Raw genomic sequence first — 26,133 nt, 5'->3', positions numbered from 1 at the left:
CACGGGTCCGGGAGGACGAACATCGATGTGGGACGACGCGTTTCCGAGCTTCCTGATCGGACTCAGGGAAGGTCTCGAAGCCGGGCTGATCGTCTCGATCCTGGTGGCCACCCTGGTGCGCGGCGACGCCAAGTCCCGGCTCCCGCAGGTGTGGACGGGCGTCCTGGCCGCCATCGCCCTGTCGATGAGCTTCGGGGCGGTCCTCACCTTCACCGCCGCGAATCTGTCGGCGACCGCGCAGGAGGCGTTCGGCGGCACGCTCAGCGTCGTGGCCGTCGCCTTCGTCACCGCGATGGTCTTCTGGATGCGCCGCTCGGCCCGCAATCTGTCCGGTGAGATCCGGGAGAAGGTGACGGCCGCGCTCGCCATGGGCGGCGGCATGCTGATCCTCACCTCCTTCCTCGCGGTCGGCCGCGAGGGCCTGGAGACCGCGCTCTTCCTGTGGACCACCGCCCGCGCCGCGGGGGAGTCCGGCGGCCCGCTGGCCGGCGCCGCGATCGGCCTGGTGCTGGCCGCGGGGCTCTGCTGGGGCCTGTACCGGCGGGTGCTCAAGATCAATCTGAGCCGCTTTTTTACCGTGACCGGCGCCGTCCTGATCGTCATCGCCTCGGGCGTCCTCGGCTACGGCCTGCGCGACCTCCAGGAGGGCGGCGTGATCGCCGGGAAGACGGCGTACGCCTTCGACCTCAGCGCGCACATCGACGCCGGTTCCTGGTACGCCGCCCTCCTCCAGGGCGTCCTCAACCTCACCCCGGCCATGACCTGGCTCCAGGTCGCCGCCTACGTCGGCTACCTCGCGATCGTCATGACGCTGTTCGTACGCGGCCTGCGCAAGCCCGCGCCCGCGCCCGTGTCCAAGAAGGCGTCCGAGGCACCGGCGGCCGAGGCACCGACGGCCGAGCCGACCGCGGCGGAGACGGCGCCCGCTTCCGCACCGGACCTCACCGCCGCACCGGCCCCCGCTTCCGCACCGAACCCCGCCCCTGTGCCCGCTGTCACGGCGGTGCCCGCCCGCACCCGCACCCGCACCCGCACCCGCTCCCGTCCCGTATGGCTGCTCCCGGCCGCCGTCGTCGCGATCCCCGCCGTGATCGGTGGCCTGGTCGTGGCCTTCGGCGACGGCAAGCCCGCGGGAGCGCAGACCGTCGCCGTCTCGCCGACCGAGTGCGGCAAGGGCTTCAGCGCCCCCAAGCCCGGCCGCCGGACCTTCTCGATGCGCAACACCGGCGACAAGGCGTCCGAGGTCTATCTGATCAACCCCGCCACCAACGCCGTCTACGGCGAGATCGAGGGCCTGGCCCCCGGCACCACCCGCGACCTGGTCGCCACCGTCGGCAGCGGCGAATACGCCTGGCGCTGCGTGCCGACCAGCGGCAAGGCGGTCACCTCGGCGTCCGTACGGGTCTCCGGCGGCAGCACCACCAAGGCCGTCCTGCCGCTGGCCGCGTCCGAACTCCAGCCGCCGCTCGCGTCGTACCGCACCTATGTGAACACCGGGCTCGGCACGCTGGTCGGACAGACCGGCACACTGACGGCCGACCTCGCGGCGGGCGACCTCACCGCGGCGCGCGCCGACTGGCTCACCGCGCACGACACGTACTCCGCGCTCGGCGCCGCCTACGGGACCTTCGCCGACTTCGACGCGAAGATCAACGGCCGCAAGGACGGGCTGCCGGGCGGCGAGAAGGACCCGTCCTTCACCGGCTTCCACCGCATCGAGTACGGGCTGTGGCACGGCGAGTCCGCGGCCTCGCTCAGGCCGCTCGCCGTCCGGCTCGGCGCCGACGTGGCGGGCCTGCGCAAGGCGTTCCCCACGCAGGACTTCGACCCGTCCGACCTGCCGCTGCGCAGCCACGAGATCCTGGAGAACACCCTCCAGTTCGAGCTGACCGGCGACACCGACGAGGGCAGCGGGACGAATCTGGCGACCGCGAACGCCAACCTGGCCGGTACGAAAGAGCTGTTGACGGTGCTGCGGCCGCTGATCACCCGGCGGGACCCGCGGCAACTGGCCCTGATCGACGCGGACATCGCCCGCCTCCAGAGGCTGCTCGACGGCGCGCACAAGGGCGCCGCCTGGACCCCGGTCGGCTCGCTCGACGCGGCGGCCCGCGCGACGATCGACGGCGCGACCGGTCAGCTCCTGGAAGACCTCGCGCCCGTCCCCGACCTGCTCGAAATCCGGAAGTCCGCATGAGGCGCGAGGACCGTACGGCGCCAGGACCCGAACAACTCCCCGAAGGGAAGCAGCAGATGCCCGCCGACTCCACCCGACCCGAAGGCCACGAGGGCTACGGGGGTGACGCGGCGGGCGGCGGCACCTGCCCGATGGGCGCGGGCCGCAGGTCCTTCGTGAAGACCGCGCTCGGCGCGGGCGCGGGCGCGGCGGCGCTGGCGGGCGGCGGCCTCGCGCTGAGCACGGCGGCCGGCGGCAGCAGCGCCCAGGCGGCCGACGCGGGTCAGCGCGGCCAGGCCGCGGCGGTGGACTTCCACGGCGCGCACCAGGCGGGCGTCATCACCCCGCAGCCCGCCGCGGCGACCTTCGTCTCGCTGAACGTCATCGCGGACACCAGGGCCGAACTCGCCGACCTGTTCAGGACGATCACCGAGCGGGCCCGCTTCCTCACCGCGGGCGGCACCCCCGACGACCTGGGCGTCGGCGCGCCGCCGTCCGACAACGGCATCCTCGGCCCGACCGTCCCCGCCGACGCGCTCACCGTCACCGTCGGCGTCGGCTCCTCGCTCTTCGACGACCGCTACGGCCTCGCGGGCGCCAAGCCGCGCCGCCTCACCCCGATGCGGACCTTCCCCAACGACAACCTCCAGGCCGCGCAGTGCCACGGCGACCTGTCGTTGCAGATCTGCGCGGGCAGCACGGACACCGTCCTGCACGCGCTGCGCGACATCGCCCGGCACACCCGCGGCGGCATGCAGATCAAGTGGCGCATGGACGGCTTCCAGAACGCGCCCCGGCCGACCGGCGCGCAGCGCAATCTGCTCGGCTTCAAGGACGGCATCGCCAACCCGGACGTGCGCTCCGGCCGGGAGATGGACCGCCTGGTGTGGGTGACGGACGCGCTCGGCGAGCCCGCGTGGGCGGCGGGCGGCAGCTACCAGGCGATCCGGATCATCCGGATGCTGGTGGAGTTCTGGGACCGGGTCTCGCTCACCGAGCAGGAGTTGATGTTCGGCCGCCGCAAGGACACCGGCGCGCCGCTGGACGGCGCGAAGGAGACCGACACCCCGCTCTACGCCAAGGACCCGCAGGGCAACGCGATCCCGCTGGACGCGCACATCAGGATGGCCAACCCGCGCACCGCCAGGACCGACGACTCCCGCATCCTGCGCCGCGGTTACAACTACGACCGGGGCGTGGACGCGGTCGGCAACCTCGACATGGGGCTGGTCTTCTGCTGCTACCAGCAGGACGTACAGCGGCAGTTCGAGGCCACCCAGACCCGGCTGATCGACGAGCCGCTGGTCGACTACATCTCCCCGGTCGGCGGCGGCTACTTCTTCGTGCTGCCCGGCGTCCGCGACACCAAGGACTGGCTCGGCCGCGGCCTGCTCTCCGCCTGAGACGCCGCCCGACCCCCCCGCCTGACATTCCGTCAGCACACCGTCGGGCCGGGCGGATCAGGTGCCGTCCGCCTCTCCTCATCTGACGGTCCGTCAGGCATGCTGTGCCCGTGCCGGATTCCGGTGGGACCGGCGGCCGAGGAGGCGGGCATGGCGGTGGACAGGGCGGCGGACGGGCCGACGGATACGTCAACAGGTACGGACGGGACGGCGATCGAGGACGCGCTGTTCATCGGCGGGCGGTGGACCGCCCCGGAGCGCGGGCACTACGACGTGCTGAACCCGGCCACCGAGCGCGTGGTCGGGCGGGCGCCGGAAGCGAGCCCGGAACAGGCGCTCGCGGCCACCGCCGCCGCCCGGCAGGCGCTCGACGGCTGGTCGCGCACCCGCCCCGAGGAGCGCGGCCGGATACTGGAGCGCGCCGGGCGGATCATCCTGCGCGAACTGAAGCCGTACGCGGCCCTGGCGGGCGCCGAGAGCGGCGCCACCGCCGCGACCGCCCGCGGCATGCAGGTCGGCGTGGCCGCCGCCCGCTTCCTGCGATACGCGCGCGGCGCGCTCGAACCCACCGAGACCGCGCTGCTCCCGCAGCTCAACGAGGCGTCCGCGATGGGCGCGGGCGGCGTCTTCGGCGCGCTGGCGATCCGGCAGCCGGTCGGCGTCGTCGCCTGCGTCACGTCCTACAACAACCCCTGGGCGAATCCGGCGGGCAAGGTCGCGCCCGCGCTCGCGATGGGCAACACCGTCGTGGTCAAACCCGCCCCGCAGGACCCGCTGTCGGTCTACCGGATGGCGGAGGCGCTGACCGAGGCCGGGCTGCCGCCGGGTGTGCTCAACGTGGTGACCGGCTCGGGCGCCGACGTCGGCGAGGCGGTCGTCGGGTCGCCCGACACCGACATGGTGAGCTTCACCGGCTCCACGGCCGTCGGGCAGCGCATCGCGGAGACCTGCGGGCGCGGTATGAAACGGCAGTTGATGGAACTCGGCGGCAAGGGCGCAGCACTGGTCTTCGACGACGCCGACCTCGACTCGGCCGTCACCGGGATCGGCACCACCTTCAGCTTCTACAGCGGCCAGATCTGCACCGCCCCCACCCGCGTACTGGCCCAACGCGCGGTCTACCCACGGCTGGTGGAGCGACTGGCCGGGTACGCGCGACGGCTCGTCGTCGGCGACCCCGCCCAACCCGCCACCGTCGTCGGCCCGGTCATCTCCGCCGCCCACCGCGACCGCGTCGAGGCGTATGTCGCGCTCGGCCGCAAGGAGGGCGCCACCCTGCTGGCGGGCGGTGAACGCCCGCCGCTGGAAAGGGGGTTCTACGTCGCCCCCACACTGCTGGCCGACTGCGCGCCCGACATGCGGGTGGTCCGCGAGGAGATCTTCGGGCCCGTCGTCGTGGTGCTGCCGTTCGACGACGAGGACGAGGGCGTCGCGCTCGCCAACGACAGCGACTACGGCCTGATCGACTACGTGTGGTCCGCCGACGTGCCCCGCGCCTTCCGGGTCGCGCGGCGGCTGCGCGCGGGCGGCGTCGGGATCAACACCGTGGGCCGCAACATGGAGGCGCCCTTCGGCGGCTTCAAGCGCAGCGGCGTCGGCCGGGACGTGGGGTCGTACGCGCTGCACGCCTACAGCGAGACGCAGAGTCTCGTCTGGCCCGGCTGAGCCGCCGCCGGGCACCGGCCCGACGCTGTACAGACCGCCCCGACCTGGCCTGAGCTGCGGCGACTTGTCCGCAGGGGAGTTTCCCGGCGAAGCCGGGACAAGCGGAACTCCGGGGTTCCGCCGCACCGCGACGGTCCCTTACAGTCCATCCGCCATGAACTACTGCCACACGTGCCGACGACACCTCAACGGCGCCTTCTCCTGCCCCGGATGCGGCGCGATCGCGGACCGGTCGGGGCTGCCCGACGAGGCCGACACGGCGCAACTGCCGCCGGTCACCGAGGAGGCCGCCGCAGCGGACGGCGCCGACCCGGCGCCGCCCGCGAGTGCGGCGACACCGGAGGCCCCCGTCGAGGGCTCCCTCGTGGACGACCTCCTCAGGGACTCGGGCCTCGGCCCGGACGCGGGCCCCGCCGCCGTCCCGGCCGCTCCCGCCCCGGCCGCCGCCGAGCCCGAGCCCGGCGGCGCGGGCACGGGTACCGGCAGTGCCGTCGCAGTCGGCCCCGGCGTCGGCGAGGGCCCGGACACGGACCCCGGCACGGCCGGCGACGACAGCGCGTACGGCGGGACGTACACCGCCCCGTACGCCGACCCGTACGTCCCCGCGTACGGCGAAGCCCCGCGACGGGACGCCCCCACTGCCCTGGCCGACAGCCTGCTCGGAGCCGGTGGCGGCGGCTACCGCGAGGACCACGACCTGCGCGGGACCGCCAGGCGCCGCCGCGGCCGTCACCAGCGGGCGGCGATCCTCGGCGTCGGCGCGGTCGCGGTCGTCGGCTCGCTGACGATGTTCGGCGTCGCGGCCTTCTCCGGCGGCTCGCCGAGCCCGTCCACCGATCCCGGCCCCGGCGTCTCCGCGGTCTCCCCCTCGCCCGACGCGACCCGGCCGTCCACCGGCGCGAGCGGCACCCCCGGCGTCCCGAAGGGCGGCGGCCGGACCAGCGGCAGCGCGTCGCCCTCGGCGTCCGACAAGGCGTCCGGCTCGCCGTCGGCGTCGGCCTCGCGTTCCGAGAGCGCGCCCGCGTCCAGCCCGGCGGGGAAGCCCTCGCGCACCGCGAGCGCGTCGCCGACGAGGACGACCGCCGCGCCGCCGACCACGACCGCGCCGCCGTCCTCGCCCGCGACACCGTCGCCGACGTGCACGCATGTGCTCTGGTGGTGCCAGTAGGGTCCCCGCGGGGACGGCTCAGCGGGCGTCAGCCGTCGCCCTCGCCCGGCTCGCGGCCCGCGCCCGGGGTGTCACCGAGGCTGTGGTCGCGGTGCGCGCCGTCCGCCGGGTCGTCGCCCAGCATCTGCCGCAACAGGTCGCGCAGCATGGTGCGTTCCTGTTCGGAGAGCCCGGCGAGCGGTTCACGGGCGAAGTCCAGGGAGTCGCGGAGTTTGTCGGCGACGGCGTGGCCCTCGGCGGTGGCCGCGGCCAGCTTGATCCGGCGGTCGGCCGGGTCGGTACGGCGCTCGGCCAGCCCCCTGACCTCCAGCCGGTCGATGATGCCGGTCACATTGGACGGCTCGCACTTCAGCCAGCGGGCGATCCGCCGCATGGGCAGCGGCCCCGAATTGAGCAGCGCGAGCACCTTGGCCTGCGCGCCGGTCAGCCGGTGGCGGGCGGCGGCCGACTCGTACTCCTGGTGGTAGCGGGCGGCGACGGTGCCGATCAGGCCGACGACCTCGACGGTCAGGGGATCGCTTCGGCGACGTGTCATGACCAACAGTTTACCCAAATGTTTGACATCATGAAACATCAAGGTCCATGGTTAGTTCAGCACCTGAATCATTTCCATGGTTGATCAGCGGTTGATCAGTGATCGACGCCGACCAGTGGTCGAACCGTCGCCGAAGGAGGACTTCCCCCATGCCGAAGAGCCGTGAATGGCACCTGGTCGCCCGCCCCAAGGGCTGGCCGGTGCCGGAAGACTTCGCGCTGGTCGAGACCGACGTCCCCGAGCCGGGCCCCGGCCAGATCCTGGTCCGCAATCTGCACCTGTCGGTCGACCCGTACATGCGCGGCCGGATGAACGAGGCGAAGTCGTACGCGCCGCCGTACGAGCTGAACCAGCCGATGCACGGCGGCGCCGTCGGCCGGGTCGTGGCCTCGCGGGCCGAGGCCTTCGCGGTCGGCGACCATGTGCTGCACGGCCTCGCCTGGCGGGAGTACGCCCTGGTGGACGCCGCGCGCGCCGTCCGGGTCGACCCGGACCAGGCGCCGCTCACCGCGTATCTCGGAGTCCTCGGCATGACCGGGCTCACCGCCTACGCGGGTCTGCTGAGGGTCGCCGAATTCGCGCCGGGCGAGGTCGTCTTCGTCTCGGGCGCGGCGGGCGCCGTCGGCGGGCAGGCCGGACAGATCGCCCGGCTCAAGGGCGCCTCGCGGGTCATCGGCAGCGCGGGCTCCGCGGAGAAGGTCCGGATGCTGGTGGAGGAGTACGGCTTCGACGCCGCCTTCAACTACAAGGACGGCCCGGTGGCCGGGCAGTTGAAGGCCGCCGCGCCCGATGGCATCGACGTGTACTTCGACAACGTCGGCGGGGAGCACCTGGAGGCCGCGGTCGGCGCGATGCGGGTGCACGGCAGGGCCGCCCTGTGCGGGGCCATCGCGCAGTACAACGCGACGGAGCCGGTGGCGGGGCCGCGCAATCTCGGCCTGATGGTCGGCAGGCGGCTCACCCTGCGCGGCTTCCTCGTCACCGACCACGAGGACCTTCGCCCCGAGTTCGTCCGCGAGGCCGCCGGCTGGCTGCGTGACGGCCGGCTGCGGTACCGCGAGACGGTGGTGGAGGGAATCGAGAACAATCTGGAAGCGTTCTTGGGCGTGCTGCGCGGTGACAACACCGGAAAGATGATCGTCTCTCTTCCGGCGGAGTGACCCGCCGTCCGGCCGCCGACCGACCGGCCGGGCTCGACACCCGGCCGAAAATTCAACAAAATGTTGCAGGCGTGCTCGCGTGCCTTGCGGGCCGCCCGCCCCTCAGGAGGACACTTTCATGAGCATCCAGCCCGTAGACGTCCTGTACACCGCCGTCGCCACCGCGGAGAACGGCCGTGACGGCCGCGTCGCCACCGACGACGGCAAGCTCGACGTCATCGTGAACCCGCCGACCGAGATGGGCGGCGCGGGCAACGGCACCAACCCCGAGCAGCTTTTCGCCGCCGGGTACAGCGCCTGCTTCCAGGGCGCGCTGGGCGTCGTCGCCCGCCAGGCCAAGGCCGACATCAGCGGCTCCCGCGTGACCGCCAAGGTCGGCATCGGCAAAATCGCCTCCGGCGGCTTCGGCCTCACCGTCGAACTGGCCGTCTCCATCCCCAACGTGGACGACGTCACCGCCAAGGACCTGGTGGAGAAGGCGCACCAGGTGTGCCCGTACTCCAACGCCACGCGCGGCAACATCACGGTGGACCTGAGCGTCGTCTGAGTTCTCCGCCGCTCACCCGGTCGGCCCCGGTAAGGACCGCGCTCTCAGGAGCGCGGTCCTTACGGCTGTCCGGCCGTTCCCGGCTCCGACGGCGACGGCTGTCCGGCCGTCCCCGGCTCCGACGGCTGTCCGGCCGTCCCCGGCTCCGACGGCTCTCCGGCCGTTCCCGGCTCCGACGGCGGGGCCAGCAGCGCCAGGAAGTCGCGGAAGGCCGCCGACATGTCGACCGCGCCGGGGTCGAGGAGCCACTGCACCTGGAGGCCGTCCATCACCGCCGCCAGCAAGGTGGCCGCCCGCTCGGGGGTGAGCCCGCCCGGCAGCCGGTCGCCGTACTCGGCGCGCAGCGCCTGCGCGCCGCCCTCGCGGACCCGCGCGTAGCGCTCGCGGAAATACTCCTGCGCCGGGTGCCCCTCGGTGACGCTGTCGCCGACCAGCACCGTGAACGCCTGGACGATGCCGGGCCTGGTCGCGTTGTACTCGACCAGCTCCGCCACCACCTCCAGCGGCCACGACCGGCCGTGCAGCGCCGCCGACGCCATGTCCCACTGGTCGCGCGCCTCCAGCACGGACACCAACAGGGCGTCCTTGGTGGGGAAGTAGTGCATCAGCCCCTGCTGCGTCAGCCCCACCCGCTCGGCCACCGCCACCAATGTGGCACCCCGGTAGCCGCGCTCGGCGATCACCTCCGTCGCGGCCTGGATGATCTCCGCCCGCCGGTCGCCCCGCCGTTCACTCCTGGTTCCCGCCACGCCACCCCGCCCCCTTCCCCTGCCGCTCGGGAGCCTTTGCCGCTCGGGAGCCTACAAGATTACGAAATGGCATCTATCCCTACCGTACGACAGGTAGCGTGGGCGCGGTGGGACGGGAGCGGTACGGGACAGGCGGAAGGGGACGGAAGATGACGGCGATCAGCGGGGCGGCGGCCGGAGCAGGGGACGAGGGCGTACGCGCGGACGCGCGCGGGGACGCGGAGCGCGAGCGGGCGGTCGACGCGGCGCTCGGCAAGCTCGACCTCGACGCCAAGGCGCGGCTGCTGGCGGGCCAGGACATGTGGACGCTGCCCGCGCTGCCGCAGATCGGCCTCGGCTCGCTGGTGATGTCCGACGGCCCGATCGGCGTACGCGGCAAGCGCTGGACGGCGGGCGACCCGTCGACCGCGCTGCCCAGCCCCACCGCGCTCGCCGCGTCCTGGGACCCCGAACTGGCCCGCCGCGCAGGCCGGTTGCTCGCCCAGGAGGCGCATCGCAAGGGCGTCCACGTCCTGCTCGCGCCGACCGTCAACCTGCACAGGTCGCCGCTGGGCGGACGGCACTTCGAGGCGTACAGCGAGGACCCGTATCTCACCGGCGCCATTGGCACCGGTTATGTGCGCGGTGTCCAGGACGGCGGAGTCGGCGTCACCGTCAAGCACTTCGTCGGCAACGACGCGGAGACCGAGCGCTTCACCGTCGACAACCGGATCGCGCCCCGGCCGCTGCGCGAGCTGTACCTCGCGCCCTTCGAGGCGATCGTCGCGGGCGCCCGCCCCTGGGGCGTCATGGCCGCCTACAACGCCGTCAACGGCACGACGATGACCGAGCACGACCCGCTGGTCAACGGCGTGCTGCGCGGCGAGTGGGGCTTCGACGGCGTCGTCGTCTCCGACTGGCTGGCCGCCCGCGACACCGTCGGCGCGCTCCTGGGCGGCCTCGACATCGCCATGCCGGGACCGGTCACCGTCTACGGCGAGGCGCTGGCCGCCGCCGTACGCGCGGGGGCCGTCGAGGAGGCGGCCGTCGACACCGCCGCCCGCCGGGTCCTGCTGCTCGCCGCCCGCACCGGCCTGCTGGAGGGCGCGCCGCCCGCCGTCGCCGTGGCCGACCGGCCCGCCCCGGCCGACGGCGACGCGCTGGCCCGCGAGATCGCCCGCCGCGGCTTCGTGCTCGTACGCAACGAGGTACGCGGCAACGCGCCCGTGCTGCCGCTCGCGCCGACCCCGCTCGGCGGCGGCATCGCTCTCATCGGCGCCGCCGCCCGCGACCCGCGCGTCCTGGGCGGCGGCTCCGCGCAGGTCTTCCCCGACCACGTCGTCTCGCCGCTCGACGGGCTGCGGGCCGCGCTGCACGCGGGCGTCGCCCTCAGCCACAGCGTCGGCGCCGACCCCACCGAGGAACTGCCCGTCGCCGGACCCGGATTCGCCCTCACCGCCGTCGCCCGCGACGAACACGGAGCCGAACTGGGCTCGGAGGAGCTGCCCAACGGCCAGCTCCAGTGGCTCGGCGAACTGCCGGAAGGCGTCGCGTACGAGGCGCTGCACACCGTCGAGACCCGCGGCTGGTTCACCCCGCGGGTCAGCGGCGCGCACCGCTTCGGCACCCGCGGCACCGGCGGCTTCACCCTGACCGTCGGCGGACACGTGCTGTTCGACGGCGTCGAGGGCAGCGAGCACGAGGACCCGTTCGAGGCGTTCCTCGGCACGCCCGCCGAGCACGGGACCGTCGAACTGGCGGCGGGGGAGCGGGTCGAGATCAGCCTCGTGCACGCCGTGCCCAAGAGCGTCGAACTCCCCATCCTCGCCGTCGGGTTCGCCCTGCTGCACGGCGAACCGGCCCGCGACCCGGAGGAGTTGCTGGCCGAGGCCGTCGAGACCGCGCGGGCCGCGCACACCGCCGTCGTCGTGGTCGCCACCACGGAACGCGTCGAGTCCGAGGGCTTCGACCGGCGCGATCTGCGGCTGCCCGGCCGCCAGGACGAACTCGTCGCCCGCGTCGCCGCCGTCAATCCGCGGACCGTGGTCGTGGTCAACTCCGGCTCCCCGGTGGAGCTTCCGTGGCGCGAGGACGTGGCCGCCGTACTCCTCGGCTGGTTCCCCGGGCAGGAGGCCGGGGCCGCCCTCGCCGACGTCCTGCTCGGCGTGGAGGAGCCGGGCGGGCGGCTGCCCACGACCTGGCCGGTACGGCTCGCCGACGCGCCCGTCAGCCGGGTCACGCCGCAGGACGGCGTACTCGCCTACGACGAAGGGGTGTTCATCGGGTACCGCGCGTGGGAGCGGCAGGCCGTCGCGCCCGCCTATCCCTTCGGGCACGGGCTCGGGTACACCGACTGGGAGTACGAGTCGCTGGTCGTCGCCGAGAGTTCGGAGCCGGACGTGCTGGTCACCGCGACCGTGCGGGTGCGGAACGCCGGGGCGCGGGCCGGGCGTGAGGTCGTCCAGCTCTACCTCGACGGGGCGTCGTCCGAGGGGGCGACCTCGGACGTCGCGCGGCCCGGGCGGTGGCTGGCCGGATTCGCTTCCGTCGCCGCCGAGGCGGGGGAGGCCGTCGAGGTGACCGTCCGGGTGCCCCGGCGGGCCGCCGAGGTCTGGGACGAGGACGCCGCCGCGTGGCGGCTCGTGCCCGGCGCCTACGCCGTGGTCGCCGGCCGCTCCATCGCCTCGCCCCGCCTCACGGCCCCGCTCTCCGTCCCCGCCCCCTGACCCCGCCCTCCCCCTGCCTTCGCCGGGGGGACCCCCACCCGTGCAGGCGGGCAATTCGGCTGCGGGGGTCCTCACCGTCGCCGACCGCGGCCCGTGCACAGCGGGATTCGGTGGTTGACCGTCCCGCGGGGCTCTCGCGTCCGGCGACGGCGGTCCGTGTGGTTCGGGCTACGGCCAACGGCAGCCCCGCAGGGGCCCCCACCGTCGCCGACCGCGGCCCGTGCGATCCGAGATTCGGCGGATGGCCGTCCCGCAGGGATCTCCCGTCCGGCGACGGCGATCCGTGCGGCTCGGGCTACGGCCAACGGCAGCCCCGCAGGGGCTCTCGTTGTTGGCGACTGCGGTCCGTGCGATGCGGGATTCGGCGGTTGGCCGCCTCGCAGGGATCTCGCCTTCGGTGACGGCGGTCCGTGTGGTTCGGGCTACGGCCAACGGCCGCCCCGCAGGGGCCCCCACCGTTGGCGACCGCGCGCCGCGCGATCCGAGATTCGGCGGATGGCCGTCCCGCAGGGATCTCGCGTCCGGCGACCGCGCGCCGTGCGATTCGGGTACCGGCGCGGATGGCCGCCCCGCAGGGATCTGGCCTTCGGCGAACGCGAGGTGGGCGCTGCGCGTGGTGGCTGGCGGGCGGGTTGGGCCGAAGGCTGACCCGGCGGCGGCGGGTGCCGCGTCGCGCTTGTATGCCTCTCGGCGGCGGCCGACGTGCTTGTCCTCTAAGCTCCGCGCATGCGGGAGATCTGGGGTGGAGTGCGGCTGCTGTATCTGGGCCAGAAGTGGGCCGCAGGCCACGGGCGGGAGTGGCGGCTGGGGATGGTGCCCGCGCTGATCACGTTGGTCGGGTACGCGGCGGCGCTCGTGGCGCTGCTGGTGTGGACGGACGACATGGTCGCGTGGGCGACGCCCTTCGCGGATCACTGGGCGTCGCCGTGGTCCGGGGCGTTCCGGGGGCTGTTGGACGCGGTCGTGGTCGGGGGCGGGCTGCTGCTGGCGGTGATCTCGTTCACGGCGATGACGCTGCTGGTCGGGCAGCCGTTCTACGAGACGGTCGCGGCGCGCGTGGACCGGGCCGAGGGCGGGGCGCCCGAGGGGCCCGAGCTGGGGCTGTGGCGGGAGTTGTGGGTCTCGACGGTGGACAGCGTCCGGGTCCTGGTGCGCGTCGCGGCCTTCGGGATCGTGCTGTTCGCGCTCGGCTTCGTGCCGGTCCTCGGCCAGACCGTGGTGCCCGCCGTCGGCTTCTGCGTCTCCGGCTTCTTCCTCACCCTGGAACTCGCCGCGGTCGCGATGCAGCGCCGCGACGTACCGCTGCGCGAACGCATCCGCGTCCTGCGGGCCCGGCTGCCGCTGGTCCTCGGCTTCGGCGTGCCGCTCGTCCTGGCCTTCCTCGTGCCGCTGGTGGCGGTCTTCCTGATGCCCGGCGCCGTCGCGGGCGCGACGCTGCTGGCCAGGGAAGTGCTGCCGCCGGGCGAGCCCGCCGAGGAGGGCCGGCCCGACGACTGAGGGCCGCCCCCCCGCACCGTCCCCGCCCCCCCGCCGCCGAAAAGGCCGGATCCCTCCGTGAAATGACCGGTTCCGCCCCTACGCGGGACTCGCGCCGAAGGCGACTCGGGCCAGAATCCTGGCCAGTTGGGCCTGCCCCCGCTCGTTGGGGTGGAACCAGTCCCAGCGGCTCAGGTCGTCCGTGCCGAACGGGTACGCGAAGACCGCGCCGCCGTCGTAGCGGCAACGCTCGTACTGTCCGCAGACCTGCCCGAGCACCTTGTTGTACGCGATCACGCGGTCCCGTACGGTGTCCCGCCGCTGTTCGGCCGCCGCGCTGTGCGAGTCCGCGTCGCGCAGCATCGAGGGGCACAGGCCGAGCTTCCAGACCTGCTTGCCCAGGACGTTGGTCCGCCCGACCGACCACAGCCGTTTGAGGTCGGGGATGCTGGCCACCAGCACCTGCGTTCCGGGCAGCACGCGGTGCAGATACGACAGCGCGCGGGCGAAGTCGGCCCGGAAGTCGGCGATCGAGGTCATCGCGGCGGCGGTGGCGGTGCACGCGTCGTTCGCGCCGATCAGCACGGTGACCATGGCGGGCCGGTGGGCCGCCGCGGCCTCGGCCTGGGCGGGCAGGTCCGCGACCAGGGCGCCGGACTGGGCGAGATTCCAGCTCCTGGTGGCGGGCACGGTCGCGGCCAGCCGGTGCGTCACGCTGTCGACCTTGTCGCGGTCGCCGGTGGACCACGACACGTCGGGGCAGTCCGACAGCGGCGAACAGGCGTCGAAACCGCGGGTGATGGAGTCACCGAGCGCGGCCACCGACGGCGGACGGACGTTCCAGGGGCGGGTCGGCGACGGCTTCGGGGACGGGGCGCGCGGCCCCGAAGCGGAATGCGAGGTGTGTGCGGAGGGTTCACCCCGACCGCCGTCGGGCGGAGACCCGCTGACGGTGCATCCGCCCAGGAGAACGGCCCCTACGGCCAGTGCGAGGCCACGGCGCAGCATCGGTCGCATCCGGTGCTCCCCTCCGACGAGTGGGTGACATCTCGTACCAGCACGACGGTACGTGACTCCCTCAAGGACGCCGCACGGTAGCTTTTTCCCTGACACCCGGGCGAAAAGACGGGAGATCGGCGACTGCCGGGCGTCAAACGTAGATTGTTGTCCTGATTGTGGTGAATAGTGCAGAATGTCTAATGTTGCCCCGAGAGCAGCCAGTTCGGGTGTGAGGCCGCTGGGGAAGGCGAACCTCGTCCCACACTGGAGGTACCGGTGACGACACGTGGAGTTCTGTACGTGCACGCCGCACCGCGCGCGCTCTGCCCACACGTCGAATGGGCCGTCGCGGGCGTCCTAGGCGTGCGCGTCACACTGGACTGGATCCGGCAGCCCGCCTCGCCGGGTACCTGGCGCGCCGAATTCTCCTGGCAGGGAGAGCCCGGCACCGCGTCCAAACTGGCGTCCGCGCTGCGCGGCTGGCACCAACTGCGCTTCGAGGTCACGGCGGAGCCCTGCGCGACCGCCGAGGGCGAGCGCTACAGCGCCACCCCCGAACTGGGCATCTTCCACGCCGTCATCGGCATGCACGGCGACATCCTGATCCCCGAGGACCGGCTGCGCGCCGCGATGCAGCGCGCCCGCATGGGCGAGGCCGACCTGGAGAGCGAGCTGTCCGGGCTGCTCGGCAAGCCCTGGGACGACGAGTTGGAGCCCTTCCGCTACGCGGGCGAGGGCGCCCCCGTCCGCTGGCTCCACCAAGTGGTCTAATCCCGTCGGCGGTACGTCGGCGCCCCGAGCGGGGCCGCGCGGCATAGCCTGCCGGTATGTCCGACACTCTCACCGTCGCGGTCCTCGGCACCGGAATCATGGGCGCCGGGATGGCCCGCAATCTGTCCGCCGCCGGGCACGAGGTCCGTGCCTGGAACCGCACCCGCTCCCGCGCCCAGCCGCTCGAAGCCGACGGCATCCGCGTCACCGACGACCCGGCCGACGCCGTACGCGACGCCGACGCCGTGATCACCATGCTCTTCGACGGGCCCTCCGTCCTGGAGGTGATGCGCGCCGCCGCGCCCGCCCTGCGCGAGGGCGTCGTATGGGTCCAGAGCAGCACCGTGGGACCCGACGCGCTGGCCGAACTGGGCGCGCTGGCGGCCGAGACCGGAGCGCACTTCCTCGACGCGCCCGTCCTCGGCACCCGGCCGGTCGCCGAAGCCGGGGAGCTGACCGTACTGGCCGCGGGCCCCGCCGCCGCCCGCCCGGTCGCGGAACGGGTCTTCGACGCGGTCGGCCGCACCACCATCTGGCTCGGCGACGACGGTACGGCCGGGGCCGCCAGCAGCCTCAAGCTCGTCCTCAACACCTGGGTGCTGGCCGTCACCCACGGCACCGCCGAAGTCATGGCGCTCGCCAAGGGGCTCGGCGTCGACCGCGACCACATCCTCGAAGCCATCGGGGGCGGCCCCCTCGACCTGCCCTACCTCCGCGCCAAGTCCGCCGTCATCCTCAGCGGCGACTTCGCCCCCAACTTCACCGTGGACGCCGCCGCCAAGGACGCCGGACTCATCCTCGGCGCCGCCGACCGGCACGGCATCCGCCTCGACCTCACCGCCGCCGGGGCCGACCGCTTCCACCGCGCCTCCGCCCAGGGCCACGGCGACGAGGACATGGCCGCCTCGTACTTCGCGAGCTTCCCCGCCCCCGACCCCGACCTCGACCCCGAAGCGAAGTAGCGCCCCCTTTTTTGCCGCCGTCTCGCCTCCGGGCGCTTAGATCCGGTGTCGACGCTCCTCTTCGACGGTCGCTCGTTCCTCGCTCCCTGCTCATCGTCGCTTTCGACACCGGCGCGCCCTTTGGCTCGCCGGCTACCGGCGAACCCCGCCGCGCCCTGTGGCTCGCCGGCTACCGGCGGGCCCCGCCGCGCCAGTGCGCCCGGCGGTCCGACCTCACACGTGTGCCCCTGCCGGACCGACCGGCAGGGGCACACGTGTCACAGCTCAGCGGGCAGCGCCTCAGCGGTTCCAGGAGCGGAGCGCCAGCACCACGTTGTGGCCGCCGAAGCCGAAGGAGTCGTTGAGGGCGGCGATGGTGCCCTCGGGCAGCGGGCGGGCCTCGGCGCGGACGATGTCGGCGTCGGCCTCCGGGTCCGGGTCGTTGAGGTTGATCGTCGGCGGGGCGATGCGGTGGTACAGCGCGAGAACGGTCGCGACCGTCTCGATACCGCCCGCGCCGCCCAGCAGGTGACCGGTCATGGACTTGGTGGCGGAGATCGCCATGTGGTCCACGTCGTCGCCGAAGACCTGGCGCAGCGCCTTGATCTCCGCGACGTCACCCTGCGGGGTCGAGGTCGCGTGCGCGTTGACGTGCACGATCTCGGCCGGCTTCAGGTCGGAGTTGTGCAGCAGATTGGTCAGCGCGGCGGCGATGCCACGGCCCGACGGCTCCGGCTGGGTGATGTGGTGCGCGTCGGCCGAGATGCCCTGGCCGACCGCCTCGCAGTACACCCGGGCGCCGCGCGCGGTGGCGTGCTCCTCGGACTCCAGGACGATCACGCCCGCGCCCTCACCGAGGACGAAGCCGTCCCGCCCGGAGTCGTACGGCCGCGACGCGCCCTGCGGGTCGTCGTTGTTCTTGGACATCGCCATCATGTTGCCGAAGGCGACGATGGGCAGCGGGTGGATGGCCGCCTCGGTACCGCCCGCGACGACCACGTCGGCACGGCCGGTGCGGATCATCTCGATGGCGTAACCGATGGCCTCCGCGCCCGAGGCGCAGGCGCTGACCGGGGTGTGCACACCGGCCCGCGCGTTGACCTCGATGCCGACGTTCGCCGACGGGCTGTTCGGCATGAGCATCGGCACGGTGTGCGGGGAGACCTTGCGGACGCCCTGCTCCTTGAGCACGTCGTACTGGCCGAGGAGCGTGGTCACGCCGCCGATGCCGGAGGCGACGACCGTACCGAGCCGGTCGGGGTCGACCGCCGGGTCCTCGCCCGCCTTCGCGGTGAAGCCCGCGTCCGCCCACGCCTCACGGGCCGCGATCAGCGCGAACTGCGCGCTGCGGTCCAGCTTGCGGGCCAGCGGGCGGGGCAGCACCTCACCCGGTTCGACGGCGATCTGCGCGGCGATCCGCACCGGCAGATCCGCCGCCCAGTCCTGGTCGAGCGTGCGGACGCCGGACCGGCCGGCCAGCAACGCCTCCCAGGTCGACGCGCTGTCGCCACCCAGCGGTGTGGTTGCTCCGATACCGGTGACGACCACGGTGCGATTGGTCGGACTCACAGGAATTGTCTCTCCACGTCTAGAAGGGCGGGCGACAGTCGCGTCGTCCCGGTAGGGCTTTCTGGCGGGCGGGGCCCGGTCAGACCTGGGCGGCCAGGATGTAGTCGACGGCGTTGCCGACGGTCTTGAGGTTCTTGACGTCGTCGTCCGGGATCTTCACACCGAACTGCTCCTCGGCCGCCACGACGACCTCGACCATGGACAGCGAGTCGACGTCCAGGTCGTCGGTGAAGGACTTGTCGAGCTGGACGTCCTCCTGCGGGATACCGGCGATCTCGTTGACGATGTCGGCGAGACCGCTGACGATCTCTTCCTTGGTGGCTGCCATTGACGGCGCTCCTTGATGTGTTGCTGGGTGAGCGGCGTGCGGGACTGCGGCGCCGCGAGGGTGTGTGTGACTAAGGGAGAGTAACCACAGTTGCCGCGTAGACCAGACCCGCCCCGAAGCCGATGACCAGCGCGGTGTCGCCGCTCTTGGACTTGCCCGTGGCGAGCAGCCGTTCCATCGCGAGCGGGATCGAGGCGGCCGAGGTGTTGCCCGTGGTCTCCACGTCACGGGCGACCGCGACGTGGTCCGGCAGCTTCAGAGCCTTGATCATCGAGTCGATGATCCGCATGTTCGCCTGGTGCGGGATGAACGCGTCGAGCTGGTCGGCGGTGATCCCGGCGGCGTCCAGCGCCTCCTGGGCGACCTTGGCCATCTCGAACACGGCCCACCGGAAGACCGACTGGCCCTCCTGTGTGATCGCCGGAAAACGGACTTCCCCGGCGGGCGTGTCCCGGTAGACCTCCCAGGAGACGGTCTGCTTGATCGTCTCGGACTTCTCGCCGTCGGAACCCCACACCGTGGGGCCTATGGCGGGTACGTCCGAAGGGCCGACGATGACCGCGCCCGCGCCGTCGCCGAACAGGAAGGCCGTGGCACGGTCCTCCTTGTCGGTGAGGTCGCTGAGCCGCTCCACGCCGATCACCAGGACGTGCTTGGCGGTGCCGTCGGTGACCATGCCCTTGGCCAGCGTCAGGCCGTAGGTGAAGCCCGCGCAGCCCGCCGAGATGTCGAAGGCGGGCGGCATGCCCGCGCCGATCCGGTGGGCGATCTCGGTCGCGATGGCGGGGGTCTGCTTGAAGTGCGAGACGGTGGCGACGATCACGCCGTCGATGTCGGACGCGCTGATCCCGGCGTCCGCGATGGCCTTGCCGCCCGCGGCCAGCGACATCTCGGCGACGGTCTCGTCCGGACCCGCCCAGTGCCGGGTGGCGATCCCGGACCGGGACCTGATCCACTCGTCCGTCGAGTCGATGTGCTCCAGAATGACCTCGTTGGGCACCACGCGGGTCGGCCGGTAGCCGCCGACACCGAGGATCCGCGCGTACGGCGCGCCCTTGCTCGGCCTGATCTTCGCTGTCATCTCTGCACGGCTCCTATTCGGCTGCGTCTACGGCTTCGGCGGGGGTGCCGTATTCGGCGACGAGGGCGCGGGCCGCTTCCAGATCGTCCGGCGTCTTCAGCGCGAGGGTTCGCACCCCGGGCAGCGCCCGCTTGGCGAGGCCGACGAGCGTGCCACCGGGCGATACCTCGATCATCGCAGTGACGCCGCGTTCCTTGAAGGTCTCCATGCACAGATCCCACCGAACCGGGTTGGACACCTGCGCGACGAGCCGCCGTACGATGTCCGCGCCGGACGCCACGAACCGGCCGTCGGCGTTCGACACATAGGGCAGCGCCGGGTCCGTGACGGCCAGCGAGGGCGCGAGCGCCTCCAGGGTCGCCACGGCCGGGGCCATGTGCTCGGTGTGGAAGGCGCCCGCCACCTTCAGCGCGATGACGCGGGCCTTCTCCGGCTTGTCCGCGGCCAGCGCCGCGAGCTGCGGCATGGTGCCGGCCGCCACGATCTGGCCGGCGCCGTTGATGTTCGCCGGGGTCAGACCGAGACCGGCGAGGTGGGCGAGGACCGTGTCCGGGTCGCCGCCGAGCACCGCGGACATGCCCGTCTCGGTGACCGCGGCGGCGTCCGCCATGGCCCGGCCGCGGGCCGCGACGAAGGTCATCGCGTCCTCGGCGGACAGCACCCCGGCCAGTACGGCCGCGGTGATCTCACCGACGCTGTGACCCGCCACCGCGTCCGGGGTCAGCGGGGAGGCCCCGCCGGTCAGTTCGCCCGCGGACAGCAGACCCGCGGCGACCAGCAGCGGCTGTGCCACCTTGGTGTCGCGGATCTCGTCCGCGTCCGCCTTCGTGCCGTAGTGGGCGAGGTCGAGGTTCGCCGCGGCGGACCAGCCGGACAGGCGGTCGGCGGCACCGGGGAGTTCGAGCCAGGGGGCCAGGAAGCCGGGCGTCTGCGCGCCCTGGCCGGGAGCGACGAGTACGAGCACCTTCACACTCTCTCTCGCGGACGGGGATGACCGCCCGTGGGGACAGGGACCAAGAACTGTCAGGCGATTTGTATGTGTCCAACAAAAGCTCAGTGCGTCCGGTCGGCGTCGGACAGTCGCCCCAGGATGAGCGCGATGCGCAGGGTGAACGCGGAGCGTACATCGGAGGGTGACCAGCCGGTGACATCGGTCACACGTCGGAGCCGGTAGCGAACGGTATTGGGGTGCACGAAGAGCATGCGGGCCGCACCTTCGAGGGACGACGCCTGCTCCAGATAGACACTCAGCGTCTCCAGCAGCGCCGAGCCCGCTTCCTCCAGCGGTCTGTAGATCTCCTCCACCAACTGTTCACGAGCGTAGCGGTCGCCCGCCATCGCCCGCTCCGGCAGCAGGTCGTCCGAGAGCACCGGGCGCGGCGCGTCCGGCCACGCCGCGCACGCCTTGAGTCCGGCCGCCGCCGCCTGCGCGGAACGCGTCGCCGTCAGCAGGTCGCCGACGACCGGGCCCGCGACGACCGGGCCCGCCGCGAACGGGCCGATCAGCGCCTTCGCCACCCGGATCGGGTCGTCGTCGCCGCCGGCGACCACGACCAGGCGCTCGCCGAGCACCCCGGTCAGCACCTGGAGCTTCGCGTGCCGGGAGGCCCGCCGGATCGCCTCGACCGTCAACTCGCTGTCCCCGGTGGGCGCGGTGCCGAGCACCACCACGATCTTGTCCGGCGAATTCCAGCCCAGCGCGGCGGCCCTGGACAGCACGCCCTCGTCCGCCTCGCCCGACAGCACCGCGTTGACCACCAGCGACTCCAGCCGCGCGTCCCACGCGCCGCGCGCCTCCGCGGCCTGCGCGTACACCTGCGCCGTCGCGAAGGCGATCTCCCGCGCGTACACCAGCAGCGCCTCGCGCAGTACGCCCTCGTCGCCCGGGGCGGCGACCTCGTCGATCGCCGCCTCCATCACCTCGATGGTGGTCCGCACCATCTCCACGGTCTGCCGCAGCGAGATCGCGCGGGTCAGCTCGCGCGGCGCCGTGCCGAACACGTCGGTGCTGATCGCCTGCGGCGCCTCGGGGTGCCGGAACCACTCCGTGAACGCGGCGATGCCGGCCTGGGCCACCAGGCCGATCCACGACCGGTTCTCCGGTGGCATCGCCCGGTACCACGGCAACTGCGCGTCCATCCGCGCGATGGCGTTCGCGGCGAGCCTTCCGGCGGACTTCTCCAGCCGCCGGAGCGTGGCGGCATGGCTGCCGCGGCCTGTCTCTGCGGGAGGTTGCGGGCTTTGCGAGGGCTCGGGCACGAGGACAAGCCTGCCTTATCCCCTGCGGGGCGCGCTCCACGGGTACGGCTTCGCCGCGCGAGACCCGGCCCCGCCGCGGGCCCGCCCCCCTGTACGTCCACCCTGCGCGGGGCCTGGTTTTTAGGGGCGCGGGGAACTGCGCGACAAGCCCCCACCGGCGGGTGGTCCGGAGACAACCGAATTGCCCCGCCGGGGCGGGTGGTGACCTGCGGGAGCGTCGTGGCTGGCCGCGCAGTTCCTCCCCCAACCTCCGGCCGGGGGTGCCCCCCAGCGCCCCAGACGGGGCACAGGTCGTGCGGACAGCGGGCCCGCGCGGCGGCAGTCGCACGGGCAGGCCCACGGCCCGGCGGGGTGGGGTCTGGGTATCGTGGGGCGGTGATCGACGTGCGGCGGGCCGCGAGCAGGATGCGATCGGTGCCGGAGAAGGGCATCGTGACGCGGCACGCGTTCTCGTTCGGGGGTCACTACGACCCCGGGAACGTCCGGTTCGGCCTGCTGCTGGCGTGCAATGAGGAGAGCCTGGAACCGGCCGCGGGGTTCGGGGAACACCCGCACCGGGACACGGAGATCGTCACCTGGGTGGTGGAAGGCGAGCTGGAGCACCGGGACGAGGGCGGCGCGCCGCACCGCCTCGGCCCCGGCGGGCTCCAGCGGCTGAGCGCGGGCGGCGGCGTACGCCATGTCGAGCGCAACGCGGGCGGGACGCGGCTGACGTTCGTTCAGATGTGGCTGCACCCCGACACGTTCGGGGAGGCCCCGGCCTACGCGAGCGTGAGCGACCCGGCCCCGCCGGGCCCCGGTCTGACGCTGCTGGCCACGGGCGCCCCGGACGCGCCCCCGCGGGCGCTGCGGCTGCGGCAGCGCGCCGCCGCGCTGTACGTGGGCCGCCCGGTGACGGCGGACAGCGCGCCGCTGCCGTCGGCCCCGTACCGCTATGTGCATGTCGTCCGCGGCGGTGTGCGGCTCGGCGACGAGCTGCTGACGGCGGGGGACGCGGCCCGGATCACCGGCGCGGACGCGCTCACGGCGCGGTGCGAGGGCCCGGCGGAGTACCTGGTGTGGGAGATGCACGCCGAGCCGTCGTACGGCTGACCGCCCTCCCCGAAAGCGCTAGGGCGTGTCCGTAAAGTCGCGTCGTCCGCCCGGAGGGCGGGGCTGGCGGTGTCTGGTGCGTGCGATCGCAAGGCGGAGGGTCGTCCTCATAGTGGGCCTATTCGGATGAGCCCGACAACGCAGCGAGCGTGCGTGCCAGGCGCCGCCAGCCAGACGAGACTTTACGGACACGCCCTAGCGCAGCTCGGTGAGGACGGCGTCGGTGAAGCGCGGCCACAGCGGCACCGCCCACTCCCCGAAGTCGCGGTCGGTGAGCGCGACGCAGGCGGCTCCGGCGACCGGGTCGACCCACAGGAAGGTGCCGGACTGGCCGAAGTGGCCGAAGGTCGCGGGGGAGGAGAGGGCGCCTGTCCAGTGCGGGGACTTGGCGGCGCGGATCTCGTAGCCCAGGCCCCAGTCGTTGGGATTCTGGTGGCCGTAGCCCGGCAGGACGCCCTTGAGGCCGGGGAAGACCACCGAGGTGGCGGTGGCCACGGTGGAGGGGTGCAGCAGCCGCGGGGCCTGGAGCTCGGCGGCGAAACGGACGAGGTCGTCGACGGTGGAGACACCGTCGGCGGCGGGGGAGCCCGCGCCGGACAGGCCGGTGGCGGTCATGCCCAGCGGTTCGAGCACGGCCTGCCGCAGATACTCCGCGAAGGGGATGCCCGCGGCCTTGGCCAGGTGCTCGCCGAGCACGTCGAAGCCCGCGTTGGAGTACAGCCGCCGGGTGCCGGGCGGCGCCGTCACCCGGTCCTCGTCGAAGGCGAGCCCGGACGCGTGCGCGAGCAGGTGCCGCACGGTGGAGCCCTCGGGACCCGCCGGGTCGTCCAGTTCGAAGACGCCCTCCTCGTACGCCACCAGCGCCGCGTACGCGGTCAGCGGCTTGGTGACCGAGGCGAGCCGGAACCGCTGTCCCGTCGGCCCGTGCGACCCGGCCACCGTCCCGTCCTGTCGCACCACGGCCGCCGCCGCGTTCGTCACCGGCCACTGCTCGATCAGGCGCAAGCTCTCCATGCGTGCGAGCTTAAAGCGTGTCCGTGCCGCGCTTCGGGGCGGGACCGGAGCGAGGCCGGAGCGAGGCCGGGGCGGGATCAGAGCGGGCCCGGCGCGCGGAGCCCACTTGCTTGGAGTGCACTCCAAGGTCTTAGCGTGGAGGGTATGACGGTCGTGCAGGTGGCGAAGAGCAAACCGAGTAATACGACGAGCTGCGCGGATGACGACGGGCACCTGCGGCCCGACGGCCAGGACCAGTACACGATCAGCGAGGTGGCCGCCTTCACCGGCCTCAGCGCGCACACCCTGCGCTGGTACGAGCGGATCGGCCTGATGCCGCACGTGGACCGCTCGCACACCGGCCAGCGCCGGTTCACCAACCGCGATCTGGACTGGCTGGCCTTCGTCGGCAAGCTGCGGCTGACCGGGATGCCGGTCGCCGACATGGTCCGGTACGCCGAGCTGGTGCGCAGCGGCGACCACACGTTCCCCGACCGGCAGGCGCTGCTGGAGTCCACCCGGCTGGACGTGCTCCAGCGGATCGCCGAGCTCCAGGACACCCTGACGGTCCTCGACTTCAAGATCAGCACGTACGCGTGCTCCACCGTGCAGGACCCCGCGCCGCGGACCCCCGCCGTGCGGCACCCCGCAGTGCAGGAAAGGACAGGCGCCTGATGAGCGACGACACCTCACGTATCGCCACCACGACCCTCGGCACCGGAGGACCCGCGGTCGGTGTCCAGGGGCTGGGCTGCATGGGCATGAGCGAGTTCTACGGCGACACCGACGAGGCCGCGGCCCGCGAGACGCTGGAGACGGCGCTGGGCGTCGGCGTCACCCTCTACGACACCGCCGACATGTACGGGATCGGCGACAACGAGGAGTTCCTGGCCCCCTTCGTCAAGGCGCACCGCGACGAGATCGTCCTGGCGACGAAGTTCGCCAACGAGCGCAAGCGCGACGACTCCTCGTACCGGGCGATCCGCAACGACCCGCCGTACATCCGGCAGGCCGTCGAGGGCAGCCTGCGCCGCCTCGGCACGGACGTCATCGACCTGTACTACATGCACCGGCGCGACCCGGCGGTCCCGCTGAGCGAGTCGGTCGGCGCGATGGGCGAGCTGGTCACGGAGGGCAAGGTCCGCTGGCTGGGGCTGTCCGAGGTGACCGGCGCGGAGCTGCGCGAGGCGCACGCGGTGCACCCGATCAGCGCGATCCAGTCGGAGTGGTCGCTGTTCAGCCGGGACGTGGAGCAGTCCGCGGTCGGCGCGGCGGCCGAACTGGGCATCGCCTTCGTGCCGTACTCGCCGCTCGGCCGCGGCTTCCTGACCGGTTCGTTCACCGACGCGGCCACCGAGCTGGGCAGCGGCGACTTCCGGCAGAGCCAGCCGCGCTTCACCGGCGAGAACGCCCGGCGCAACGCGGACCTGCTGGCCCCGGTCCGCGCCGTCGCCGAGGCGCACGGCGCGACCCTCGGCCAGATCGCGCTGGCCTGGGTGCAGCAGCGCGCCGCCGTGCACGGCCTGCCGGTGGTGCCGATCCCGGGCACCCGCAAGTCCGCCCGCGTGCTGGAGAACACCGCGGCCACCCGGATCACGCTCACCCCGGCCGAGCTGGAGCTGCTCGAACCGATCGCCGCGCAGGTGGCGGGCGACCGCTACCCGGACATGAGCAGTACGTCGGCGGCGCGCGAGTAGCCGTACGGATTCAGCCACACACGGCGCTACACGGCGCCACCCGCCCGCGTACGACCGCGCCCTACGGCTGCGGCCGTACGCGGGCGGACTTGATCGCGGCGAGCACCGCCGCGGCGAAGGGCAGCGACTCGTGCACGGGTCCGTAGCCGAGGCCGAAGACGACGGCGGCCGGGTCCTGGTCGGCCTCGCCGGGCTGCTCCTGCCGGTCGGCGTCGCGGCGCAGCAGCCGCAGATGGCCGTGGAGGAGTTCGGGCGAGCGCCAGTCGAGGCCGCTGAGCTGTTCCACCGGGAAGCTCTGGTCGCCCGCTTTCCACTTCGCGGACGACGCGCCCGTCCAGAACCAGCGGAAACTGACGGTGCGGCCGTCGAACAGCGCCTTCGCGTCGTACGCCTTGAAGGAGCGCGGCGCCGCAGGTGGGGCCACGAGGAAACGTTCCGCCGGGCCGTCGTCGAGGCTGTGCCGCACCTGGGGGCCGAGCAGGGGGCGCAGCTCGTCCCGGTAGTACTCCGCGAGCGTGCGCGACTGCGCGGGCAGCACCAGACGGTACGGGTCCGCGCTCTCCTTGAGCTGGCCGCCGGCCGCCTCGATCACCGGATCGGCGCCGGGCCTGGGCAGCGCCCGCAGGACGACGGTGCCGCGCCGTCCGTCCAGCAGTTCGATCCCGTCCAGCGCCTCATGCGGAATCCGGCGTTCCCCGAGGGCCTGGAGAAACCTCACGCCCCGTACGCCTCTGCTGTACCGGATCACCACCGCTTCTGGTTCGAACTCCCATTCAGCGTTGTTTCCGGCCAGCACATCACCCATACGGGCCATCGTAA

23 protein-coding genes are annotated in these 26,133 nt (G+C 73.2%); 13 read left to right on the top strand and 10 right to left on the bottom strand.

Annotated elements, in window-relative coordinates; all coding sequences use genetic code 11:
* Positions 1–25 precede the first annotated feature (25 nt).
* The 4 genes from efeU (at position 26) to ACIO6U_RS03580 (ending at position 6,412) form a co-directional block, all read left to right on the top strand.
* The gene (gene efeU / locus ACIO6U_RS03595; RefSeq protein ID WP_401715260.1) at positions 26–2,197 is read left to right on the top strand and encodes an iron uptake transporter permease EfeU; all 2,172 of its coding nucleotides are present in this window, start codon (positions 26–28) and stop codon (positions 2,195–2,197) included.
* Between the two features lie 131 nt (positions 2,198–2,328).
* Positions 2,329–3,579: an iron uptake transporter deferrochelatase/peroxidase subunit gene (gene efeB / locus ACIO6U_RS03590; protein ID WP_355344867.1), complete on the top strand. Its 1,251-nt coding sequence runs from the start codon at positions 2,329–2,331 to the stop codon at positions 3,577–3,579.
* Positions 3,580–3,729: 150 nt separating this feature from the next.
* A complete protein-coding gene (locus ACIO6U_RS03585) occupies positions 3,730–5,244 on the top strand; it encodes an aldehyde dehydrogenase family protein (protein WP_401715258.1) in 1,515 nt (504 codons plus the stop codon).
* Positions 5,245–5,398: 154 nt separating this feature from the next.
* Complete coding sequence (locus ACIO6U_RS03580) at positions 5,399–6,412, top strand: hypothetical protein (RefSeq protein WP_401715256.1); 1,014 nt, start codon at positions 5,399–5,401, stop codon at positions 6,410–6,412.
* A 28-nt stretch (positions 6,413–6,440) separates the two neighbouring features.
* Here the strand turns inward: ACIO6U_RS03580 and ACIO6U_RS03575 are convergent, their stop codons facing one another.
* Positions 6,441–6,947, bottom strand: coding sequence for a MarR family winged helix-turn-helix transcriptional regulator (locus ACIO6U_RS03575; protein WP_401304299.1), 507 nt, complete (start codon positions 6,945–6,947; stop codon positions 6,441–6,443).
* Positions 6,948–7,096: 149 nt separating this feature from the next.
* On the opposite strand from ACIO6U_RS03575, the gene ACIO6U_RS03570 reads away from it, so the two are divergent.
* Positions 7,097–8,107, top strand: a complete 1,011-nt coding sequence (locus ACIO6U_RS03570) for an NADP-dependent oxidoreductase (RefSeq protein ID WP_401715254.1) — start codon at positions 7,097–7,099, stop codon at positions 8,105–8,107.
* A 118-nt stretch (positions 8,108–8,225) separates the two neighbouring features.
* Positions 8,226–8,654 carry an organic hydroperoxide resistance protein gene (locus ACIO6U_RS03565; protein WP_355344774.1) on the top strand — a complete coding sequence of 143 codons (429 nt, stop codon included), beginning with the start codon at positions 8,226–8,228 and terminating at the stop codon, positions 8,652–8,654.
* A gap of 59 nt (positions 8,655–8,713) precedes the next feature.
* On the opposite strand, the gene ACIO6U_RS03560 is transcribed toward ACIO6U_RS03565, so the two are convergent.
* The gene (locus tag ACIO6U_RS03560; protein ID WP_401715252.1) at positions 8,714–9,403 is read right to left on the bottom strand and encodes a TetR family transcriptional regulator; all 690 of its coding nucleotides are present in this window, start codon (positions 9,401–9,403) and stop codon (positions 8,714–8,716) included.
* Between the two features lie 149 nt (positions 9,404–9,552).
* Between ACIO6U_RS03560 and ACIO6U_RS03555 the strand changes: the two genes are divergently transcribed.
* Positions 9,553–12,108, top strand: coding sequence for a glycoside hydrolase family 3 C-terminal domain-containing protein (locus ACIO6U_RS03555; RefSeq protein WP_391160196.1), 2,556 nt, complete (start codon positions 9,553–9,555; stop codon positions 12,106–12,108).
* A gap of 726 nt (positions 12,109–12,834) precedes the next feature.
* Positions 12,835–13,605 (top strand): EI24 domain-containing protein, encoded by a 771-nt coding sequence (locus ACIO6U_RS03550; protein ID WP_401715250.1) that lies wholly within the window; start codon positions 12,835–12,837, stop codon positions 13,603–13,605.
* Between the two features lie 78 nt (positions 13,606–13,683).
* Here the strand turns inward: ACIO6U_RS03550 and ACIO6U_RS03545 are convergent, their stop codons facing one another.
* Positions 13,684–14,406, bottom strand: a complete 723-nt coding sequence (locus ACIO6U_RS03545) for an SGNH/GDSL hydrolase family protein (protein WP_401304291.1) — start codon at positions 14,404–14,406, stop codon at positions 13,684–13,686.
* A gap of 453 nt (positions 14,407–14,859) precedes the next feature.
* Between ACIO6U_RS03545 and ACIO6U_RS03540 the strand changes: the two genes are divergently transcribed.
* Both ACIO6U_RS03540 and ACIO6U_RS03535 read left to right on the top strand, forming a co-directional pair.
* Positions 14,860–15,354, top strand: coding sequence for a DUF3145 domain-containing protein (locus ACIO6U_RS03540; RefSeq protein WP_188285125.1), 495 nt, complete (start codon positions 14,860–14,862; stop codon positions 15,352–15,354).
* A gap of 56 nt (positions 15,355–15,410) precedes the next feature.
* Positions 15,411–16,316: an NAD(P)-dependent oxidoreductase gene (locus ACIO6U_RS03535; RefSeq protein WP_401715248.1), complete on the top strand. Its 906-nt coding sequence runs from the start codon at positions 15,411–15,413 to the stop codon at positions 16,314–16,316.
* A 279-nt stretch (positions 16,317–16,595) separates the two neighbouring features.
* Here ACIO6U_RS03535 and fabF read toward each other — a convergent pair whose 3' ends face one another.
* From fabF to ACIO6U_RS03510, 5 genes are all read right to left on the bottom strand, one after another.
* Complete coding sequence (gene fabF / locus ACIO6U_RS03530; RefSeq protein WP_401715246.1) at positions 16,596–17,864, bottom strand: beta-ketoacyl-ACP synthase II; 1,269 nt, start codon at positions 17,862–17,864, stop codon at positions 16,596–16,598.
* Positions 17,865–17,943: 79 nt separating this feature from the next.
* On the bottom strand, positions 17,944–18,192 hold the full coding sequence (locus tag ACIO6U_RS03525) for an acyl carrier protein (RefSeq protein ID WP_355344795.1): 249 nt from the start codon (positions 18,190–18,192) through the stop codon (positions 17,944–17,946).
* Positions 18,193–18,262: 70 nt separating this feature from the next.
* Entirely contained in the window at positions 18,263–19,273 is a 1,011-nt protein-coding gene (locus tag ACIO6U_RS03520; RefSeq protein ID WP_355344798.1) for a ketoacyl-ACP synthase III, read from the bottom strand.
* Positions 19,274–19,286: 13 nt separating this feature from the next.
* Complete coding sequence (locus ACIO6U_RS03515; RefSeq protein WP_355344801.1) at positions 19,287–20,237, bottom strand: ACP S-malonyltransferase; 951 nt, start codon at positions 20,235–20,237, stop codon at positions 19,287–19,289.
* Positions 20,238–20,326: 89 nt separating this feature from the next.
* The gene (locus ACIO6U_RS03510) at positions 20,327–21,532 is read right to left on the bottom strand and encodes a helix-turn-helix domain-containing protein (RefSeq protein WP_355344804.1); all 1,206 of its coding nucleotides are present in this window, start codon (positions 21,530–21,532) and stop codon (positions 20,327–20,329) included.
* Between the two features lie 375 nt (positions 21,533–21,907).
* On the opposite strand from ACIO6U_RS03510, the gene ACIO6U_RS03505 reads away from it, so the two are divergent.
* Entirely contained in the window at positions 21,908–22,624 is a 717-nt protein-coding gene (locus ACIO6U_RS03505) for a pirin family protein (protein ID WP_401715243.1), read from the top strand.
* Between the two features lie 195 nt (positions 22,625–22,819).
* On the opposite strand, the gene ACIO6U_RS03500 is transcribed toward ACIO6U_RS03505, so the two are convergent.
* Positions 22,820–23,638 (bottom strand): serine hydrolase, encoded by an 819-nt coding sequence (locus tag ACIO6U_RS03500; RefSeq protein ID WP_391160190.1) that lies wholly within the window; start codon positions 23,636–23,638, stop codon positions 22,820–22,822.
* A gap of 144 nt (positions 23,639–23,782) precedes the next feature.
* On the opposite strand from ACIO6U_RS03500, the gene ACIO6U_RS03495 reads away from it, so the two are divergent.
* Positions 23,783–24,292, top strand: a complete 510-nt coding sequence (locus tag ACIO6U_RS03495; protein WP_355344813.1) for a MerR family transcriptional regulator — start codon at positions 23,783–23,785, stop codon at positions 24,290–24,292.
* Positions 24,292–25,314, top strand: a complete 1,023-nt coding sequence (locus ACIO6U_RS03490; protein ID WP_355344816.1) for an aldo/keto reductase — start codon at positions 24,292–24,294, stop codon at positions 25,312–25,314. The genes ACIO6U_RS03495 and ACIO6U_RS03490 overlap by 1 nt, the downstream gene beginning before the upstream one ends.
* A 61-nt stretch (positions 25,315–25,375) precedes the next feature.
* Here ACIO6U_RS03490 and ACIO6U_RS03485 read toward each other — a convergent pair whose 3' ends face one another.
* The gene (locus ACIO6U_RS03485; RefSeq protein WP_391047353.1) at positions 25,376–26,128 is read right to left on the bottom strand and encodes a DUF4429 domain-containing protein; all 753 of its coding nucleotides are present in this window, start codon (positions 26,126–26,128) and stop codon (positions 25,376–25,378) included.
* Positions 26,129–26,133: the final 5 nt, after the last annotated feature.

Origin of the sequence: Streptomyces sp. NPDC087422, assembly GCF_044744145.1 — a bacterium.
GTDB lineage: Bacteria > Actinomycetota > Actinomycetes > Streptomycetales > Streptomycetaceae > Actinacidiphila.
The sequence above is the reverse complement of the archived record's forward strand: the minus strand, read 5'-3'. Positions and strand labels throughout refer to the sequence as shown.

Bases quoted from the DNA above. Each gene is read 5' to 3' on its own strand.
- ACIO6U_RS03495 (WP_355344813.1), top strand. From the start codon at position 23,783: ATGACGGTCGTGCAGGTGGCGAAGAGCAAACCGAGTAATACGACGAGC.
- ACIO6U_RS03580 (WP_401715256.1), top strand. From the start codon at position 5,399: ATGAACTACTGCCACACGTGCCGACGACACCTCAACGGCGCCTTCTCC.
- efeU (WP_401715260.1), top strand. From the start codon at position 26: ATGTGGGACGACGCGTTTCCGAGCTTCCTGATCGGACTCAGGGAAGGT.
- ACIO6U_RS03485 (WP_391047353.1), bottom strand. From the start codon at position 26,128: ATGGCCCGTATGGGTGATGTGCTGGCCGGAAACAACGCTGAATGGGAG.
- ACIO6U_RS03535 (WP_401715248.1), top strand. From the start codon at position 15,411: ATGTCCGACACTCTCACCGTCGCGGTCCTCGGCACCGGAATCATGGGC.
- ACIO6U_RS03585 (WP_401715258.1), top strand. From the start codon at position 3,730: ATGGCGGTGGACAGGGCGGCGGACGGGCCGACGGATACGTCAACAGGT.
- ACIO6U_RS03500 (WP_391160190.1), bottom strand. From the start codon at position 23,638: ATGGAGAGCTTGCGCCTGATCGAGCAGTGGCCGGTGACGAACGCGGCG.
- ACIO6U_RS03575 (WP_401304299.1), bottom strand. From the start codon at position 6,947: ATGACACGTCGCCGAAGCGATCCCCTGACCGTCGAGGTCGTCGGCCTG.
- ACIO6U_RS03525 (WP_355344795.1), bottom strand. From the start codon at position 18,192: ATGGCAGCCACCAAGGAAGAGATCGTCAGCGGTCTCGCCGACATCGTC.
- ACIO6U_RS03550 (WP_401715250.1), top strand. From the start codon at position 12,835: ATGCGGGAGATCTGGGGTGGAGTGCGGCTGCTGTATCTGGGCCAGAAG.
- efeB (WP_355344867.1), top strand. From the start codon at position 2,329: ATGGGCGCGGGCCGCAGGTCCTTCGTGAAGACCGCGCTCGGCGCGGGC.
- ACIO6U_RS03520 (WP_355344798.1), bottom strand. From the start codon at position 19,273: ATGACAGCGAAGATCAGGCCGAGCAAGGGCGCGCCGTACGCGCGGATC.
- ACIO6U_RS03570 (WP_401715254.1), top strand. From the start codon at position 7,097: ATGCCGAAGAGCCGTGAATGGCACCTGGTCGCCCGCCCCAAGGGCTGG.
- ACIO6U_RS03490 (WP_355344816.1), top strand. From the start codon at position 24,292: ATGAGCGACGACACCTCACGTATCGCCACCACGACCCTCGGCACCGGA.
- ACIO6U_RS03555 (WP_391160196.1), top strand. From the start codon at position 9,553: ATGACGGCGATCAGCGGGGCGGCGGCCGGAGCAGGGGACGAGGGCGTA.
- ACIO6U_RS03565 (WP_355344774.1), top strand. From the start codon at position 8,226: ATGAGCATCCAGCCCGTAGACGTCCTGTACACCGCCGTCGCCACCGCG.